Below are 17,947 nucleotides of genomic sequence, written 5' to 3'. Positions count from 1 at the left end.
TTATCAATTGTTGATAATAGAAAGCCTCAATTTACCAAGTCAGATCCCTGCTGCCGCAGGGATAACTGAATTTATGATTGAACGCGAATCCTTTACCACATCAGGTCATCAGGCACGACAAAATCTGCGTATGGGTCGTCTTCCGCTGGAATTTCTTCTTCCGCTTTTTGAATTTCGATAATCGTTTCTTCATCACGCATCGCAATCTTTTTCGCGACAGAACCAGGGATAACCACGTAAGTTTCATCGTAGCGAGCAATAGCAAGTACACCGCTAGCAAGCTGATCGCGAATTAAAGATTCCACATAGAGAGATTTGACGAAAGTGCCATCGGTAAAGTTGTACTTAATATCCCCTTCTTTTAGATCAAGCTTGTTCAGTTCAATTAACTGCTTAACCTGAGCTTTAATCTCTTTAGAAAGCTGCTGCTCTTTGTTCTGTTGATTCAACTCTTGATCACGTTCTAACTGAGCATCTTTATTTGCCTGTACTGCCGCTTTTACTTCACGAGCCTGAACACGTGACTTCTTAGAGCCTTTTTTCGCCTTCTTTAGTTTTTTCTCGTTAACCAGACCAGCTTTCAGCATCTGTTCTTGTAGGGATAGTTTTGCCATCTTCAATTCCAACTATAAATTTCAGCGGCCTATTTTAGCTTTATGAGAAGGGTAAATAAAGAAAGCCTGCAAGAATGTGCAGGCTTAATTGGACGATTTAGGTGTTTGTGTTCAGAACTAAACTACGATTCCTGAGCGACTTTTGCCATATCGTTGTTCAACTCATGCATCGTACCAATTCGACAATGATGTGATGCTTCAAGCTTTTCATACTCCGTCAGATAAATATCACTATGGATGTGCTCAGCAACCATCTTCACCAATAAACGGTTGTTCGAGTACAAGCCAACGCTCTCATCACGGTGATCAAACACGATGGCCGTTTTCATATCCTTTACCATCATAAAACGGCGTGAAGGATAATCCGTCTCTTCTTTTTCCCAACGTGAGTATATTTCAATCTTAGGGTGAGGAACGGCTATTCTATTGAACGAGAAAGCAATGATCCTGACTCCCCTTTCTACCGCTTCTACAAGTTCTTTTTCCAGAAGTTTAAGATCGAAATCCGTATTTAAGTAAATTTCTACCTGAGCCTGACTTATCATCTCTTTTACTTTCTGGAATAAATTACTATGCCCAGGAACGTTATAAATAAACTCCTTTTCTTCCGGTAACATCATTTTAGAAAGTTCTTTTTTAAGAACCTGAATATTCTCAACCGTCTTTTGCTCAATCTGGTTAAAAATCAGTTCCGGAGATTTCGCCTCATACTCTTTTGTGTCACCATCTGACATAAAGATGTAGCCACTTTTATATAAGTTGTCGATAGAGGAGTACACCGACGAACGCGACAACGAAATATCCTTAGCAATTTTGTATCCACTGGCGCGACCGTTTTTTAAAAGGTTGATATAGACTAAGGCATCCGTCTTCGTAAAACCAAAATCCATCAATTTCGTAACCAACTCTGACACGAGATTTCCTCTAAAACTATTCACTTACTGCAACCCTGTGTTTGATTATACCGATACTAAGAGAATTGAGAACCGATAACGGAAAACCCATAAGGGGAAAGCGTAAGCTTCTCACCTTCATACTCCATTTCGACGAGAGATTCGCTATTGTTGAGCACAAAAATGATGCTCCCTTTACGATAGGCGACAACACTTTCATGCTGGATTTCAAGCCAAGCCATTTCCGGTAAATTAAATTCGGGATGCTCATGCCGTAGCTGTATTAGAGACTGGATAAACGATTTGAAATCCAGATCTTGTTCAGATTCATCCCATATCATGCACTTTCTGTTGTCTTCTTTACCCCAGCCACGACGACCATGCATACCCACTTCACCACCGTAGTAAATACATGGTGCGCCAACCTGAGTAAACATAAACAAATAAGCTAACTTCGCTTTCCTTTTATCTCCATTACATAAGCTGATTAGCCTTGTAGTGTCATGGCTCTCAAGCAAGTTAAACATGGCCTCGTTGACATTTTTGGGATAAGAGAGATAAGAACTTGTAACAGCATTCATAAAGGTCTCTTTGTCATAAGTACCCAGCGCAAAGTAATCTGTCATTGCTTGTGTCAGAGGGTAGTTCATTAGTGAATCATACTGTTCACCACGCAGCCACGGCATACCTTCATGCCATATCTCACCCAAAATATAACACTCTGGATTGATGCCTTTAACGACGCGTCTAAAGTCACGCCAAAACTCCTGGTCGACTTCATTTGCGACATCAAGCCGCCAACCGTCAATATCGAACTCTTTTACCCAATACTCCGCCACATCTAACAGGTATTGGCGACACTCTTCATTCTCTGTGTTTAGCTTCGGCATTTCAGCAACATTGCCGAATGTCTCATAGTTCAAGTTCCATAGATCGATCTCCTCTTTGGGAACATCCGGATATACTGGAAACTCTTTAATCCAAAACCAGTCTGCGAATCTCGATTCCTTACCGTTTTCAACCACATCTAACCATATCGGATGTTGGTCACCAATATGGTTAAACACAGCATCTAACATGACCTTCATACCACGGTTATGAGCTTCATCAACCAGAGCTTTAAAGGCTTCATTACCGCCAAAATGAGGATCAACACCAAAATAGTCGACTGTATCGTACTTATGGTTAGCATTGGCGGTAAATACCGGACAGAAGTAGAGTCCGTTAACACCTAACTCCTGAAGGTAATCGAGTTTCTCTATTACTCCCCAAAGGTCTCCACCCATAAAGTTGGTTTCTGTTGGTGTGGTTCCCCAAGGCTGAACATTCTGTGGGGATATCTCAGGTTTACCATTGAAAAAGCGTTCTGGAAAAATCTGGTACCACACGGTTTCCTGAACCCACTTAGGTGTCTTCAGAACATCGCGAGGATTGATATACGGGAAACAGTAAAAATTACTTAGGTTACTCAGTTCTATTTCAGCGCTTTCATCAGTGGAAATATCAACACATCGCTTTTCGCCAAACAGCAGTTTTTCACCTTCTTTTCCATATAAAATGAAGCCATATCGACTACGAAGTTTTGGTGGTTTGAACTCCGCGAACCAATGGTCATGATGCTCTGTTGAGCCTTCTAATTTCATTTCAACTTCATTGCCGCCAACCCAGCCATGTGCATCACTGCCACCAAGGTTGCCACCATCCAAGCCTCCTTCAGCCCAGTGGTAAGGGTCTCCAATCCACAATGCAACTCTGTCTACTTCTCCTTTTGCACTGCGAAAGCGAATGTGTAATGTTGTATTGTCGTAAGCGTAACTATCCGCACTCTTTGCCGAGTGTGTAAGTGAACTTATTGTTATCATTTTTTATTCCTGACGTTTATTCTTTTACTGCACCACTGACAAGCCCGGTCGTGATGTGTTTTTGAGTTGCAACAAATAGCAAGGTAATGGGAACAGCAACTAACAATGCGCCAGCGGCAAACAGTGTAAAGTTTTCCGCAGAGTTAGAAGATATCCAGCTAAAAATGCCAATCGCCAATGTCATTTTTTCTTCGCTGCGAAGGATGAGCGTCGGCAATATGAAATCCATCCATGGTGCGGTAAACGACACCAGAGATACGAACACAAGAATAGGTTTTGCCAGAGGCAGGATAATCTCAACAAAGATAGTCATATGACCTGCCCCGTCTATTTTTGCAGCTTCATCCAAAGATGTTGGTATCGCGTCGAAATATCCTTTCACCAGCCAGGTCATAAAAGGTAATGAGCCAGTGACATACACGAACAGTAGACCAGCGTATGTGTCAATCAAACCAAGCTTGGTCAGCAAGATGTAAATCGCTGTCATTGAGAGAAACGCCGGAAACATCTGCAATACCAAAATGCTCATCATGACATTTCGTTTACCTTTAAAGCGGTAACGTGAAAACACAAAAGCCGTCATGGTTACGATAACCAGTGAAATAAGCATGTTGGCTGTGGCTAGAACAAAAGTGTTCCAATACCAATCCAGATAAGGCGTATCTGTAAACAACGCCTTGTAGTGGTCCAACGTAAACGCAATATCAGTAAATGACGAAGTGAATAAGTTATTGCCAGGTTTAAAGGAAGCCAGCACCGTCCATATAACGGGAGCGAGAACAAGCAATGCGTTAAGTAACAGGAACAGATAAACAATGGCTGTACCCAGTTTTCCGATTAATCTATTCATCATTACATTCCTACATCATCTTTAAAGGATTTCATTCTTCTGAACTGCCAAATTGCTATGACTGACAAGAACAGGAAGATTATGATCGAAATGACCGATGCAATCTGATATTGCTGGAAGTCCAGCGTCAGCTTGTAAATCCAGGTAATCAGAATATCGGTATGCCCGGCAAAGCGGTATTCCGGATTAATCGGCCCACCCTCAGTGAGCAGGTATACCGCACCAAAGTTGTTAAAGTTGTGAGCAAAGGTCATGACTAATGACGGAGCAACCTGGTGCATCACCATAGGAAAGGTGATTTCCCGGAACTGTTGCAGCTTATTCGCACCATCAACTTCACTCGCCTCATACAAATCTTGAGGAATATTAGTGAGAGCACCTGAAATTAACAGCATGAAGTAAGGAGCCCCTACCCAGACGCTAACTAAGATTACCGTGACTTTTGCCAGAAACGGATCAGATAGGAACGCAACAGAATCAAATCCCCACGAGTTGAGTACTGCATTTACAGGTCCAATGCCATTAAGCAGGAGACGAAACATCAACAAGGTAACGAAAGCCGGAATAGCATATGGCAGAATGAAAATGAGTCTCCACGCCTTTTTGAACCTGATGTTTTTGTTGCTCAACGCTAACGCCAATACAAAACCAAACCCACAAGTACAAACAGTTGCAAACAAAGCCCACAACACTGTCCATGTAGCCACACCGAAAAAGGTGCTTGACCAGATTCTCAACTCAAAGAGTGTCAGGAAGTTTTTAAAACCTACCCAATCAACTAGATTCCGAGGTGGGATATGGTGTGGTGCCGAGTAGTTAGTAAATGACACCAAAACAGTAATAACGATCGGCATTATGATAAAAGCGATACTCGCTAACAATGCAGGTGAGAGAACTATCAGTGCGAATCTTTCGTTGTAAACCGTTTTCAGCTGCTCAATCGCATTCAAAGAGCACGCTTTGCAAACTCGCGCGTCTTTAATGTTAATCAGGTAAGTGCACACGAAGCAGAAAAGCAGAATAACGGCTATCACTCCCTCCACTAGCATGAAGATAGAGTTATCACCAGGGATAACTTTAAATCCCTTGCGAACCTGAGCGACATCCCCCAGAGACACTAAGCCTTTCAATGCTCCTATCATCTCAGGCAGATACGCAAGAAATAGAATCTGAAGAAGGAAAAATATCCCTCCTTTAATCAGGTGACCTTTCTTGAACTGGGTTCCTCCCATCACTAATAAAGAGATGGGGATGTTGATAGCAGGTTTTGATTCTGACGATAACAACATAGTTTACTCCTGAAATGCAATCTGCTCTTCGATGATCGCTTTTGCCTGATCAAGCACCTGTTTCGGTTCCTGATCATTCACCCACATTGCAGTTATTGCACTGGCCATCGGTGACCATAAATAGCCCATTTCAGGAATAGATGGCATGGCGTCAGAATGGAAACCCTGCGCAACCAGTGCAATCGTGGCCTCGTCCGCCCCAACGATAATCTCTTCCATGATCGATTCTACTGGTGGAGTGGACTTTGCCATTTCATAACGAAGCTTGAGCATTTTGTCTGAAGATATGTATTTAGCAAAAAGCTGAGCTGCTTTCGGATACTCGCTATAAGAGGAAACTACGGCTAAACGAACTGTTGAAAACGTTCTTGGTCGCACGCCTTCCAGAGTTGGTATCGGTGTCACCCCAAAATTCACCCCACTCTTTTCGTATCCTTCAATCGCCCAGGGGCCATCTAAAATGGCTGCGACCTTGCCTTCACTAAACAGGCCGCGGCGAACCTGTGGGTTGCGCATGTCAATAGGGTTTGAGTTGTTGGCTAGCTTTAATGTTTTCATCGCAGCCATACCTTTTTGTGCTGCCTGGGAATTGATGCCTAAATCTTTTGCATCGGTACCGTTATTGCCAAACTCATATCCACCGTGCAACGTCACAAACATGCGCGACTCATAATAGTTCTGAACGTCCCAAAGAAGCGTGTATTTGTTTTCTTTCTTGTTATTGAAAGTTTCTGCAAAAGCATTCAGCTCTTCGAACGTTTCCGGTGCTTTAGAGAGTAGGTCACGGTTATAGAAGAGCGCCATTGTCGCGTAACTAACAGGAAACCCGTAACTCACTCCCTGATACTTAGATGCAGTGACAGCATTTGGCATAAAGTGAGTGTCAACATGTCCAGCAGATACCAGGTTTTCCATTGCCCCCCCAGCAACAACCAGACGACCTAGCAGGTCATGTTCGATTTCAGCCACATCAGCAACACGTGTCGCACCACCATCCTGAATCATTCGTGATGCAGAATCTATAGGAGCAAGACCGCGAAACGTAAACGCCACGTCATACCCAAAATCTTCGTTAAAACTTTTCGCAGCTGCCTTCATATATTCCAGCGTACTGTTGTCAGTCCAGACGAGAAGATCTGCACCGTTTTCCGGAGCAATATCAAGTTCATTAGCCTGAACACTTGCTGCAACCATTGCAGTTATTGCGGCTGTTTTCATCCATTGAGTTTTCATTTAATCATCTCGTAGTAGTACACAATATACTACCAATATAGTTATGCACATTTTTAAATCAACCAAATACCCGTTAAACGCCTATTAATTGTGACACCAGTCACCAAAACCTTTACCATCAACGCACCTAAGCCCGAAAAATACAGATATTCCTGGAGCCAGGATCTCAACTATTGTAATAAACCCACACGAAAACCTTCTCTCTCACTAGTGACAACAGACACACAAGTGTGACACAAATCACCATAATTACGTATGAAAGGTGACCAAGCTCTCAATTAGAGTTCAGCGCAGGAGAAATATATTTTTTTTTACTTAATGATATTTAGGCGTTCACGATGAACTACTACAAAAACACAATTGAACTACGACTACCCAATCCGGGTTGATAAGGAATTAAGTGTGAAAAGAACAATACTCTCTGTATCCGTAGCTGTGGCACTCACCGTTTCTCCACAATCTTTCGCCGCTGATACCGGCATTGATCATTCTGATAGCTTTTTTAATGAGTCAATGCAATTTGGTGGGCATGTTGGTATGTCCTACGAGTACGAAGACAAAGTAACAAAGAACTTTAAGAAGTACGGTGGAGCAAAAATAACTGAGAAGACAAAAAACTTTGAAGTACTAAGCCTCTACTACAGCAACCCTGTATGGGACTTTGCCGCATATTATGGTCTCAAGTTACATGAACGCACGAAAACAGATGTGGCAACTACTGGCAAGGTGACCTGGAAAGAGGAAGAAGAAGGGTATAAGCACCTGCTCTCTTTAGACAAAGGATTCAAACTATCAAACGGCTGGGACAGTGGTTTGATCTATGACCTTGAGTATACAGACGGGGATTACGACACCCTAAGTGGTGACAAAGGTTTGTCTCAGAGAATGGCGGAGCACAGCGTAAGACCTTACCTAACATACTGGAATAACGAGTATGGTGCGGGTTTCTACTCCAACCTTGAGTATCTGTTTAGCGATGAAACTAAAAATGGGTATAAAACGGAAGAAAAGGGATACAGCCTGCTGTTCAAACCTTACAAGCGCTTCGGAAACTGGGAACTTGGAGTTGAGTTTTTCTATCAGATTAAAGACACCAAAGGCTTCGCTTCAAACGGTTCTTTAGATAACAAGACTGACTTTACAGAAATGTATTTTGAACCCATCGTTCAATACAGCTTTGAAGATGCCGGCACAATTTACACTCGAATCCGAATTGGTGAGAACGAAACTAAAGATAAGTTCGGGTATGGCGAAGGGGCGACCTACCTGAAAGACATCCGTAAAGCCACTATTGGCTACGAGCAGGCAGTCGGTGACAACTGGTTGCTAAAAGCGGAATACGAACGAGCAGAAGAAGATGAAACTGTATCTAACTTCGCGGATCTTGCTGGTGATAAAAAGACTATTGAACAAGATACATTCTTCGTACAAGCACTATACCGCTTCTAATTTCTTCCGAGGTTAACACTATGATCAAAGTTTCAGAGGTAGCCAAAATCTTTGGCGGCAGAGTTGAAGGGGATGACTCGCTAGAGTTCTCACGCATCCGTCCAATACAGGGTTCCGAAACTGGGGGACTCGCTATTGTATTTTCGAATAAAGATATAAAAGCCATCTCTGAAACTTTAGCGGATATTGTCTTGGGTCCTAAAGAGATCCTGCAATGTAACGCTAGATCAAAAATCATCGTCGAAACCTTAGATGTCGATAAGCTGAACCAATTGCTTCGATACTACAAAGTCAAAAAATATCAGCTATTTGATCAAGGAAATACCAGTGATATTTCTGATGTCTACATTGGTAAACACTGCTCCATCGGAAAAAACTGCCATTTTATGCCTGGAGTGAAGATTATGAACGGCGTAACCATCGGTGACAACGTGGCCATTCACGCCAATACGGTTATCAAGGAAGGCACGGTGATAGGTAACAATGTCACCATCGACTCAAACAACTCTATTGGTAACTTCAGTTTTGAATATATGGCTGGAAAAACAAGCCGATATGAGCGCGTTGAGAGTGTTGGCCGAGTAATCATCGAAGATGATGTCGAAATTGGCTGCAACAATACTATCGATCGGGGCACGATGGGTGACACAGTTATAGGGCAAGGTACAAAAATAGACAATCTTGTTCAAATTGGTCACGACTGTTATGTCGGAAAAAGCTGTTTACTGGTTTCACAAACTGGTTTCGCAGGACATACCATCCTAGAGGATAACGTAATCGTACACGGGCAGGCGGGCACCTCCGGGCACATTACTATAGGAAAAAACTCTGTCATTAAAGCAAAGTCAGGTGTTAGCCACTCCTGCCCTGAAGGAAGTGACCTGTTTGGCTATCCGGCCAAAGACTCGCGAGAGTACTACAAAAATTTGGCGATGTTGAACAAGCTAACCAAAGAATACGAACGCATGAAGAAGAACGGTAAACGATCACTATTTAATTTGTTTAGCCGTTAAACGTTTTTAACCTTTTCTATTCATCTGGAAGTGAATCCGAACCTAACAACTTAACTGAGAATACGCTATGAAACGTACACTACTATTATCTGCTTTATTAACTTCATTCATTACGGGTTGCGCCAGTACTACTGAGCAAACTGTAGCAACTACTGAAAATCTAGACCCACGAATGACAGATTGCACCCTTGCGACAGTAGAAGACAGAGGCCCTGTTCGTCCATCTCTGTTTGTTGTGGGTACTTTCCCTGATGGACAGTGGATTCACATGCCTGCTCGCCAAATGGGTCATAAAGGCGAGGGCTTGTATCAGGTAGTAAGTGATGAAAAAGCCGGGAACGTAAGCCTGCAGTTTGCAACGATGAGTTGGACGCCACAATACACAGCAGCTGGAAAACAATTGGTTGTTGGTCAGGTAAAAGAATTAAAACGTGGTGGGTTTGCTAAAGATACTGTTGTTGCACTTCCTGAAGACGGTAAGTACCTATGGAGTATCAAGCTAACCGAAGAGAAAAAACCTGTCGTCGCGATGGTAAGTAAATGTAAGTAGATGTTCATTTGTTGAAACTTGAGTAAGTCGTTAATTAGTTAGCCATAAGTTGAAGTTGGCAGGAGAGAAAAATGGCAGGCGTTAGTCTTAGAAAAGTAGAAAAAGAGTATGAGAATGGTTTTAAGGCTGTGCACGGTATCGACCTGGATATTCAGGATGGTGAGTTCATGGTCTTTGTTGGCCCTTCCGGTTGTGCAAAATCCACGACTCTCAGAATGATTGCAGGATTAGAAGATATATCTGGTGGAGAAGTCCGGATTGGCCATAACGTAGTAAACAACCTCCCGCCCAAAGAAAGAGGGATAGCGATGGTTTTCCAGAATTACGCGCTATACCCTCACAAGACGGTTTTTGACAACATGGCTTTTGGTCTGAAAATGCAAAAGCGTCCTAAAGAGGAAATTAAGCAAAGGGTTGAAGAAGCAGCTGAAAAACTGGAAATCACAGATTTGCTCTACCGAAAACCCAAAGAAATGTCGGGGGGACAGCGGCAACGTGTCGCTGTCGGACGTGCCATTGTTCGTAAGCCAGATGTGTTTTTATTTGATGAACCGCTTTCCAATCTCGACGCTAAACTCCGAGTCTCTATGCGCGTAAAAATTGCTCAGCTTCATCAGGCTCTGAAAGAAGAAGGCAACCCCGCAACTATGATTTATGTTACTCATGATCAAACGGAAGCACTGACACTCGGTGATCGTATCTGTGTCTTGAACCAGGGAAATATAATGCAAGTCGACACTCCGGCTAACCTATACAACTTTCCTGCAAACAAGTTTGTTGCCAGCTTTATCGGTTCACCTGCGATGAACCTGATAGATACGGTAGTGAGAGAAGATGACGGACAACTTTTTGTTGATATCACTCATAGCGCACGAATGCTCATTCCTGAAGCAAAACAAGAAGCGCTAAAAGGTCATATCGATAAGCCTGTTGTACTGGGTATTCGCCCGGAGCATGTCTCTTTAGCGTCCGCCAACGAAGAATTGAATACTTTCGAAGGCGAGTTAACTGTGGTCGAAAACATGGGGAACGAAAAGTATCTTTACTTCAATGTTGATGGCAAAGAAATCATTGCAAGAGTTGCCGATCAGACAATCACCACAGCTGATATTGGCAAAAAGTTACGCATAAACCTCAACACTGCTTTTTGCCATGTATTTGATTTTGATACGGAAGAGAACTTAACTAGCAATTTGATGTAGGGTATAGCACCCCACCGTCCTGTTCAGGGTATAAGGGGCCCAGGGACACTTTCGGAGGCTTAATATAAGCCTCCTTTTTTTTGTTTTATTATCGTTGAGTATTTCTACGCATTTCTCAACGTAAAACGCATCAAGATTTGCTCTAATGCCTTCGCTTGCGCTGCCAATTGCTCAGCCGCGGCTGCGCTCTCATGGGCGATATCGCTGTTTTGTTGAGTGATAGAATCAATATCTGCAATACCCTTATTAATCTCCTCAGCACCGATGGCTTGTTCCCGACAGGCACTTGCGATTTCAGAAACGAGTTCTGTTGTTTGATTGATGCTCTCGAAAATCTGCTCAAGGCTTTGTGCGGTTTCATTGGCAATCTTACTACCGTGCCCCGTTTTCTCAACAGAGTTGGCGATGAGTTTAGACGTCTGTTCTGCTGCTTCACTACTGCGTGCAGCCAGGCTTCTTACCTCATCAGCAACAACGGCAAATCCTCGTCCCTGTTCACCAGCTCGGGCCGCTTCGATGGCGGCATTCAACGCCAACAAGTTGGTTTGCTCTGCAATTTCGTCAATCGTACTGATAAAGTCTGAAATGCTCTTGCTTGCTTCAGATATCTCTTCCATAGCAGAAACCATCTCAGACATCTGTGTCTTACCTGTATCTACGGCTCCACGAGCGTTAAATGTCAGGTTCTGAGCCTGTTCCGCATTACCTGCGTTGCTGTTGATCTGTGTGACTAACTGATTTAGCGAAGCGGAGATGTTTTCCAAACTTTGGGCCTGCTGTGAAGCACCTTGCGATAAATTGTGACTAGTTTCTGAAACACTGCCACTTCCTTGAGATATCTCGCTGCTGACATGTTGTGTTTCCGATAATACTTCATTTAAGTTTTCATTCATGTCACGTAACGATATACCTAACAAATCGTCGCCAGAAGCAAGCTTAACGTGATGATTCAGTTCACCTGAGGATATTTTTTGTGCCAGATGTGCCTTGTCATCAAGGGAGTCGACCATATTGAGCATCTCAGCAAAAATACCCTTAGCCCCAGCACCTGATCGTTTATCAACATCCAGCCGGCCTTTAGCCACAGATTTTACTATACGGGCTATATACGCAGGTTCCCCACCGAGTACGTTCATTACGTACTTAGTCAGTGTGATAGCGATTGCTATCCCTGCAATGACAGCGACCAGAGTACCGACAATGGAAATCGAAATCACGGTAGACTCAGTGCTCTCCAGCGATGCTTTTCTAATATCCATTAGCTTCACTTCACGCTCTTTGAACAGCTGAATTTGTTCCCTGAACTTATCGAAATACACCTTGCCTCGAGCCTGAGCAATCAGATCTGCCATATCATCCATGGTTTTGGCATCACCTATTTCACGACGCATGGAAATCTGAGATTCCACCACCTGTGTAATCCAATTACTGATGGTTTCTCTACTCTCTTCAAGTAAAGTGACTTGCTGAGGGTTATCTGAAACCGTAGAGGAAAGTTCGTCGATAATGCGGAAAAAGTCAGACTTACCCTGATTATACGGTTCTAAGAACTCTTCTTTACCTGCCAGCAGGAACCCTCTCATACCTGTTTCCATGTTAACAGCAGCAAGTACTAGTGAACGCCCGGTCGCTATCACCTTATAAGTGTGTTCTACCCACTCATTCAGCAATCGAACTTCAACCAAATCAAGGCTATTTCGAACGTCGTGCTGACGCTGCTCAAGCAATACCTGTTCCCTTTCTATGAAAGTGTTCATCTGACTGCGGAACTTATCAAAGAACGCTTTGCCTTTGGCTTGTTGAATCACAGCCGCCATATCATTCATGGTCTGGGCATCACCAATTTCCCTACGTAGCGATATCGCGGGTTCAGTTACATCAGATCGTCATTGTCCTATTGTGTCCGCTAGCTCTCGCAACAACTGAACTTGAGCCGGATTATCTGAGACGGTTTGACTTAGCTCAGAAACAAGGCGGTCAAACGTGTCTTTCCCACTCTTGTAGGGAGCAAGAAACTCCTCTTTTCCAGCAAGAAGATACCCTCGCATGCCGGTTTCCATATCTACTGCTGAGGCTTCTATTTCGGCCGCTGTTTCAATGACATTGTGGGTATGATCAACCCAGCGAAAGTTGTCGCTAAGGGACCTTACTCCAAAGAAGACTGTTGTGGTAACCAGAAGCATTAAAACAAGAATAACCGCATAACTTGCCAGCAACTTAACTCTAAAACCAATTCCAGATAACATGTGAGCCACCTATTCGTGTCCGATTTTACAGGTCAGAATTTCATTCCTAGCACAACAATATCTGGTACGACATAACCGTAGACATGATTAGTTTTTATTATTTAAACTATCAGTAATTATGGTCAGCAATATGCAATCAGGGTCTGTTCTAGGTCACATTTCTCAATGATAACCATGATACAAATAAGGGTAAGAAAAGGGGGGTTAGTACGGCAGAACTGATATTGGAGTAATCGAAAGCGCTTCTTCCAGCTTCATCGGCCTTGAGTAGTAATATCCTTGATAATGGGAAACATCCATATTGGAAAACTTATTGATCATTTCCGCTGTTTCAATGCCTTCAACCGTTACTCTTCGGCCTTTCATAGCACAAAGCATGGTAAGGAACTCAAGATAGGCGAACGGCTCTTTTTCCTTCATCGACTCGTTAACCAGCTCTCTATCGATTTTCAGGCTATTGAAAGGGAGTTTAAAAAAGCCAGTTACGGAACTATGCCCTGAACCAAAATCGTCCATAGCCAGCTCGAAACCAATTCTTTCCAGCTCTCTAAGCTGAGACATCGCCTGATACTGCCCTTCCAGAAGTACAGACTCCGTAAGCTCTAAAACAATATTTCGAGGTGACGTACCCTCTTCCTGAGCGATACGAAGAAGATTTTCCGGAAAACCACTCACCAACAACTGAAGAACCGATATGTTCACGTTCACTTTAATATCGCCATTCCAAATCTTGTTGTAGTAGGCAATAAAAGAAGCCGCCTGAGTAAAGACTTTTTCACCTAGCGCACTAATCAGGTTTTTACGTTCCGCTGCTGGCACAAACTCATCTGGATAGATCTCCCCTATCTCGCTGTTTTCCCAACGAGCAAGGGCTTCGAAACTGGCGATACTCTTCGAGCGAGAGCAAACAATAGGTTGAAGCCGAATAGAAATATCATCGTTTTCGATGGCGGTTTTTAAGTTTCTTTCGATATAAAAATAGCGCTCAACTTTGATCTTTATTTCGCTATTGCATACGGCCCAATGTGCGGCTTCATGGCGTAACGCGTACTCACAAGTCTGATAAGCCCAAGCGATAATCGACCCTGGAGTCATATCTTTATCATGACAAGGGAATGCACCTATGTAGATTCCACCAGCATATAGAATGCCATTTTCATTCGATGCCCGATGAAACAACGAAATAAACTCCTGACAGAGTTCAGCCAGGTGTTGTTCAGCAACCGCGCTTGTAACCAGCACAGAAAAGTTATCAACGTCGGTGCGATAGAACTTACTCGGATAAGCAGCAAACACCTCTGAACACAGTACAATTTGATCGACTATCTGCTGAACACTACCGCTACCGTACTGATTAATAAATGAACGAATACCTTCAAGATGAATCTGTATAAGCGTGACGTTTGAATGCCTGTTACCTAAATCGATTTTTAATTGATCACCGTTAGGCAAACCGGACTCTTTATCAAAAAAAGCCAGCCTTCGAATCGAATACTCCAGCTTTTTTTGCTCGGTGATATCACGGTGGTTCCCCACCATAAACTCACCTTCCGCATCTTCCTGCATGACACCAACGCCTTCAATCCAGCAGTAACTGCCGTCTTTTTTTAGCACCCGATACTGGCTATATACTCTTTCCTGATTCTTTTCATCTTCGTTTAGATGGTCATCTACCCGCTCATCAAATTGCTTCTGATCATCGGGATGGATCAATCTTGTCCAGTCTTCAAGGTTTGCATTATTCAGCTCAAGATCGAACTGTTCATAAAACGAGTGATTATAGAAAGAAACCTTTCCATCAGGCGTCATGATCCACAGCCCTTCGACTGCGGAGTTGAACATGCTTATATATCTTCGTTGAAGTGCGTCAGCCATGTATTTAGCTATACATACGGTAAATTAACGAGAGAATAACATTATCAGTAAGAATTAGGAACTCTCGCTAATTGTGGGATCTTAATCATCTGTAACGCAATACATACAGCGATAGCCAGCATCCCCGTCAACCCTACTATGCTAAACGTTTCACCCACCACCCAGATAGCTAATAATGTTGCAACTGCGGGTTCTAACAGTGTTATCAACGTCGCCTTGCTAGCTTCAATATGCTTTAAACCAAATCCAAACAGCATGTAACCGACAAACATGGGTACAATCGCCATATAAACAGCGACAGCAATATTTATTTGTCCCGTGAGCAAGTTACTTCCAGTAAAATGCAATGATGGCAATAAAATTAGCGAAGCCAGGCCAAACTGTCCTGCCAACGCACTGTCTGAGCTTATGCCTTTCAAAATCAGCTTTCGAGCGGTCCACGAGTAGACCGCGTAAGCAAGCGCAGCAACTAAACCCAACAAAATTCCCCAATGTTGACTGCCAGAAGCTAAACCTGAAGTCTCACCACCTTGCTTACCTAAAGTGAGCAATATTACTCCTGCACTGCCAAACAGAAAACTCAAAAACCATTGGGCACTTATCGCTTTTTTGCTGATAAGCCGCTCCAAAATAACCGTAAACAAGGGTGCGGTCGCAATGGAAATAACGGTACCGATAGCGACACCAGACAATCTCATGGAACTGTAAAATGCTAACGGATAGACAGCAACCGACAGTGCACCTACAACAAGTAACACCCTATTTTTTCGTAATAACACAGCATTTCTTCGAAGGCTTCTCAATGACCGAAGAACTAGAAGAATGCCAGCCACCCCCATGGCAAAAGCACCCGTCGCCAATGGGCTGACATCTGGAGAAAAACTTGCAGCTGTGCCCGTCGTCCCCCAAATAATACTGGCGACTATCACCGCAAATACACCAGAAAACGAACTATTATCTCTTTGCATAAGTATCTCTTTCACTTTTTAGGTGCAAGAGATCTTACGCGTGTGGAATCAATATTTTTTTGCAGATCGGACGGTATTTCCCGCTGTGTGGACGCATTACCGGGAATACTTTGACGGAGAAATACCAAACTGTAGTGAGAAACGACGACTAAAGGCGGAAAGGTCGGCATACCCCACCGATTCAGCAACAATCTGAACTGGGTAGTCGGTATGAAGTAGCAAGGCCTGGGCTTTCTCCATTCGTAGTCTGATGATGTAGCTCGTCACCGTTTCACCAATTTGTTCTTTAAATATCTTCTTAAACTGGGTAGGACTAAGGCATGCAACGCTTGCGAGTTGTGAAATTGAAAGCTCTTGCGACAAATGACTTTCTATATGTTCCAGTGCTGCCCTTACTCTTGCATCCGTTTTCCTGAACAACTTTTGCTCAGATAAGAGAGTATAGAAGGTATCAAACATCAACTGTTCAACTTGAGGGTTTATCTGAAACTTAAGCTGTGCTTCCACGAAACTTAAATACTGAAGTAGCGGTTGATTAATAGAAAAAACAATCGTGTCAGATTGCAAAATGTCATCCGGCAACTTATCCAAATCCGCTACCACAAACTTTGCTTCTGCCTGAGCATCAAAGTGGTGCATTTCGCCCGATTTCACAACGACACATTCCGCTGGAGCCACTTTGCCTATGAATGACTCAACACTAATGTTGATCACGCCTCGCAGAGGTAAGACAAGCTGATGATAATCATGAACATGCCCTTTTCTCTGACGATTGTATGAACGGATTGAAAGTGTGTTGATCATAGTAAATCTAAGTTGTTTCCTCGGTGAGTCGTAGAGACACAATAGCACTTACTGGCTGAAAAAGTCTCCTTCCAAAGATATCCCATATAGTTTTATAACTGGATATTAATTAGATACATCAATGTCTCTGTTGGTGTAACATGGCGTTTCGTATTTTACTTTCTCAACGCCAGTTATCGAATCATCGCCATGTCTAACTCAACAACACCTAAAATGGTACTTCTCGCTTCTATTGCTGCCGTTAGCATGGGTACCATTGGTATTCTTGCCCGCCTCTCGGAACTGGATGCAGCGACTGTAACATTTTTCAGGTTGTTTATAGGTGGAGGCCTGTTGCTAGTGTTGATGCTGGTAACCGGACAAACTCATCAGCTGCGCAAAAAGCCTCATCCATTGATATTGCTCAATGGTGTCATGCTGGCGGGCTTTATGACGCTGTTCATTGCATCATTAAGTTATACAACCATGCTTATCGCCGTCATGACGCTCTATATGGCTCCAGCGGTTGCCAGTATTGTTGCCCACTTCTTGCTTAAAGAGAGGCTCAGTTTTTACTCGATATCTTCCATCGCAGTGGTTTTGTTTGGATTTACGCTTGTCATGTACCAACCTGAGGGTTCTGCCACAGAGCAAACTTCCTGGCTTGGCTTCTTGTTCGCACTAGGTGGAATGGCGTGTTATGCAGGCTTTATTCTGATTAACAGAATGATCCCTTCCGATTATCAAGAATTTACGAAATGCAGTTGGCAGTTTTTGGTTGGAGCCCTGTGTGTTGCTCCTATGCTGATCAACACCGAACTATCTCTTACTGTTTCTCAATGGGGATGGATGCTACTTACCGGTATGTTTCCCGGTTTTCTGGGCATCGTACTAGCCGTTTATACGATAAAACGAATGCCTGCAGCCACTTTCAGTACTATATCCTATGTTGAGCCCATCGCCGCGGTGATGCTGGGGTGGCTGGTATTTCAGGAATCTCTCACGCCATTACAGATGCTAGGCTGTAGCATCATTATAGTGGCAAGCATTGCACAAGGAATGAAGCCAGCGAACAGAGAAACCGCTCCTGCTAACTAATGTGCAAAGGGCTTTCTAACCA

At 43.3% G+C, this 17,947-nt stretch carries 15 protein-coding genes and 1 pseudogene; 5 read left to right on the top strand and 11 right to left on the bottom strand.

Features of this window, described 5'->3' with window-relative positions; genetic code table 11:
• Nucleotides 1-92: 92 nt before the first annotated feature.
• From SNR28_RS01995 to SNR28_RS01970, 6 genes are all read right to left on the bottom strand, one after another.
• Nucleotides 93-614 carry a DUF2058 domain-containing protein gene (locus tag SNR28_RS01995; protein ID WP_375749347.1) on the bottom strand — a complete coding sequence of 174 codons (522 nt, stop codon included), beginning with the start codon at nt 612-614 and terminating at the stop codon, nt 93-95.
• 122 nt (nt 615-736) lie between these two features.
• Nucleotides 737-1,528: a TrmB family transcriptional regulator gene (locus SNR28_RS01990; RefSeq protein ID WP_375749346.1), complete on the bottom strand. Its 792-nt coding sequence runs from the start codon at nt 1,526-1,528 to the stop codon at nt 737-739.
• Nucleotides 1,529-1,584: 56 nt separating this feature from the next.
• Nucleotides 1,585-3,369: a glycoside hydrolase family 13 protein gene (locus SNR28_RS01985; RefSeq protein WP_375749345.1), complete on the bottom strand. Its 1,785-nt coding sequence runs from the start codon at nt 3,367-3,369 to the stop codon at nt 1,585-1,587.
• 16 nt (nt 3,370-3,385) lie between these two features.
• On the bottom strand, nt 3,386-4,219 hold the full coding sequence (locus tag SNR28_RS01980; RefSeq protein ID WP_375749941.1) for a sugar ABC transporter permease: 834 nt from the start codon (nt 4,217-4,219) through the stop codon (nt 3,386-3,388).
• Nucleotides 4,220-4,221: 2 nt separating this feature from the next.
• On the bottom strand, nt 4,222-5,508 hold the full coding sequence (locus SNR28_RS01975) for a carbohydrate ABC transporter permease (protein WP_375749344.1): 1,287 nt from the start codon (nt 5,506-5,508) through the stop codon (nt 4,222-4,224).
• A gap of 3 nt (nt 5,509-5,511) precedes the next feature.
• Entirely contained in the window at nt 5,512-6,702 is a 1,191-nt protein-coding gene (locus tag SNR28_RS01970; protein ID WP_375749940.1) for a maltose ABC transporter substrate-binding protein, read from the bottom strand.
• A 441-nt stretch (nt 6,703-7,143) separates the two neighbouring features.
• On the opposite strand from SNR28_RS01970, the gene SNR28_RS01965 reads away from it, so the two are divergent.
• The 4 genes from SNR28_RS01965 to SNR28_RS01950 all read left to right on the top strand — a co-directional run bounded on the left by SNR28_RS01965 (nt 7,144) and on the right by SNR28_RS01950 (nt 10,955).
• Nucleotides 7,144-8,190: a porin gene (locus SNR28_RS01965; RefSeq protein ID WP_375749343.1), complete on the top strand. Its 1,047-nt coding sequence runs from the start codon at nt 7,144-7,146 to the stop codon at nt 8,188-8,190.
• A 20-nt stretch (nt 8,191-8,210) separates the two neighbouring features.
• Nucleotides 8,211-9,203 carry a UDP-3-O-(3-hydroxymyristoyl)glucosamine N-acyltransferase gene (gene lpxD, locus SNR28_RS01960; RefSeq protein ID WP_375749342.1) on the top strand — a complete coding sequence of 331 codons (993 nt, stop codon included), beginning with the start codon at nt 8,211-8,213 and terminating at the stop codon, nt 9,201-9,203.
• 67 nt (nt 9,204-9,270) lie between these two features.
• Nucleotides 9,271-9,753: a glycosidase gene (locus tag SNR28_RS01955; protein ID WP_375749341.1), complete on the top strand. Its 483-nt coding sequence runs from the start codon at nt 9,271-9,273 to the stop codon at nt 9,751-9,753.
• A 71-nt stretch (nt 9,754-9,824) separates the two neighbouring features.
• A complete protein-coding gene (locus SNR28_RS01950; protein ID WP_375749340.1) occupies nt 9,825-10,955 on the top strand; it encodes an ABC transporter ATP-binding protein in 1,131 nt (376 codons plus the stop codon).
• A 104-nt stretch (nt 10,956-11,059) separates the two neighbouring features.
• Here the strand turns inward: SNR28_RS01950 and SNR28_RS01945 are convergent, their stop codons facing one another.
• The 5 genes and pseudogenes from SNR28_RS01945 to SNR28_RS01925 form a co-directional block, all read right to left on the bottom strand.
• Nucleotides 11,060-12,214, bottom strand: a complete 1,155-nt coding sequence (locus SNR28_RS01945; RefSeq protein ID WP_375749939.1) for a methyl-accepting chemotaxis protein — start codon at nt 12,212-12,214, stop codon at nt 11,060-11,062.
• A pseudogene (locus SNR28_RS01940) lies at nt 12,209-13,138 on the bottom strand (CHASE3 domain-containing protein); the annotation flags it as partial. The pseudogene SNR28_RS01940 and the gene SNR28_RS01945, both read right to left, overlap by 6 nt.
• Nucleotides 13,139-13,405: 267 nt before the next feature.
• Nucleotides 13,406-15,076, bottom strand: coding sequence for an EAL domain-containing protein (locus SNR28_RS01935; protein WP_375749339.1), 1,671 nt, complete (start codon nt 15,074-15,076; stop codon nt 13,406-13,408).
• Between the two features lie 44 nt (nt 15,077-15,120).
• Complete coding sequence (locus SNR28_RS01930; protein WP_375749338.1) at nt 15,121-16,044, bottom strand: DMT family transporter; 924 nt, start codon at nt 16,042-16,044, stop codon at nt 15,121-15,123.
• Nucleotides 16,045-16,140: 96 nt separating this feature from the next.
• On the bottom strand, nt 16,141-16,848 hold the full coding sequence (locus tag SNR28_RS01925; RefSeq protein WP_375749337.1) for a helix-turn-helix domain-containing protein: 708 nt from the start codon (nt 16,846-16,848) through the stop codon (nt 16,141-16,143).
• A gap of 189 nt (nt 16,849-17,037) precedes the next feature.
• Here SNR28_RS01925 and SNR28_RS01920 point away from each other — a divergent pair, with 189 nt between their 5' ends.
• A complete protein-coding gene (locus tag SNR28_RS01920) occupies nt 17,038-17,925 on the top strand; it encodes a DMT family transporter (RefSeq protein ID WP_375749336.1) in 888 nt (295 codons plus the stop codon).
• The last annotated feature ends 22 nt before the right edge of the window (nt 17,926-17,947 follow it).

Origin of the sequence: Vibrio iocasae, from assembly GCF_042245395.1 — a bacterium.
Classification (GTDB): domain Bacteria; phylum Pseudomonadota; class Gammaproteobacteria; order Enterobacterales; family Vibrionaceae; genus Vibrio; species Vibrio iocasae.
The sequence above is the reverse complement of the archived record's forward strand: the minus strand, read 5'-3'. Positions and strand labels throughout refer to the sequence as shown.

What these genes read in the sequence shown, in the direction of transcription:
- SNR28_RS01985 (WP_375749345.1), bottom strand. Translation starts at nt 3,369, where the DNA reads ATGATAACAATAAGTTCACTTACACACTCGGCAAAGAGTGCGGATAGT.
- SNR28_RS01995 (WP_375749347.1), bottom strand. Translation starts at nt 614, where the DNA reads ATGGCAAAACTATCCCTACAAGAACAGATGCTGAAAGCTGGTCTGGTT.
- SNR28_RS01975 (WP_375749344.1), bottom strand. Translation starts at nt 5,508, where the DNA reads ATGTTGTTATCGTCAGAATCAAAACCTGCTATCAACATCCCCATCTCT.
- SNR28_RS01920 (WP_375749336.1), top strand. Translation starts at nt 17,038, where the DNA reads ATGTCTAACTCAACAACACCTAAAATGGTACTTCTCGCTTCTATTGCT.
- SNR28_RS01980 (WP_375749941.1), bottom strand. Translation starts at nt 4,219, where the DNA reads ATGAATAGATTAATCGGAAAACTGGGTACAGCCATTGTTTATCTGTTC.
- SNR28_RS01935 (WP_375749339.1), bottom strand. Translation starts at nt 15,076, where the DNA reads ATGGCTGACGCACTTCAACGAAGATATATAAGCATGTTCAACTCCGCA.
- SNR28_RS01945 (WP_375749939.1), bottom strand. Translation starts at nt 12,214, where the DNA reads ATGGATATTAGAAAAGCATCGCTGGAGAGCACTGAGTCTACCGTGATT.
- lpxD (WP_375749342.1), top strand. Translation starts at nt 8,211, where the DNA reads ATGATCAAAGTTTCAGAGGTAGCCAAAATCTTTGGCGGCAGAGTTGAA.
- SNR28_RS01950 (WP_375749340.1), top strand. Translation starts at nt 9,825, where the DNA reads ATGGCAGGCGTTAGTCTTAGAAAAGTAGAAAAAGAGTATGAGAATGGT.
- SNR28_RS01930 (WP_375749338.1), bottom strand. Translation starts at nt 16,044, where the DNA reads ATGCAAAGAGATAATAGTTCGTTTTCTGGTGTATTTGCGGTGATAGTC.
- SNR28_RS01925 (WP_375749337.1), bottom strand. Translation starts at nt 16,848, where the DNA reads ATGATCAACACACTTTCAATCCGTTCATACAATCGTCAGAGAAAAGGG.
- SNR28_RS01970 (WP_375749940.1), bottom strand. Translation starts at nt 6,702, where the DNA reads ATGGTTGCAGCAAGTGTTCAGGCTAATGAACTTGATATTGCTCCGGAA.
- SNR28_RS01955 (WP_375749341.1), top strand. Translation starts at nt 9,271, where the DNA reads ATGAAACGTACACTACTATTATCTGCTTTATTAACTTCATTCATTACG.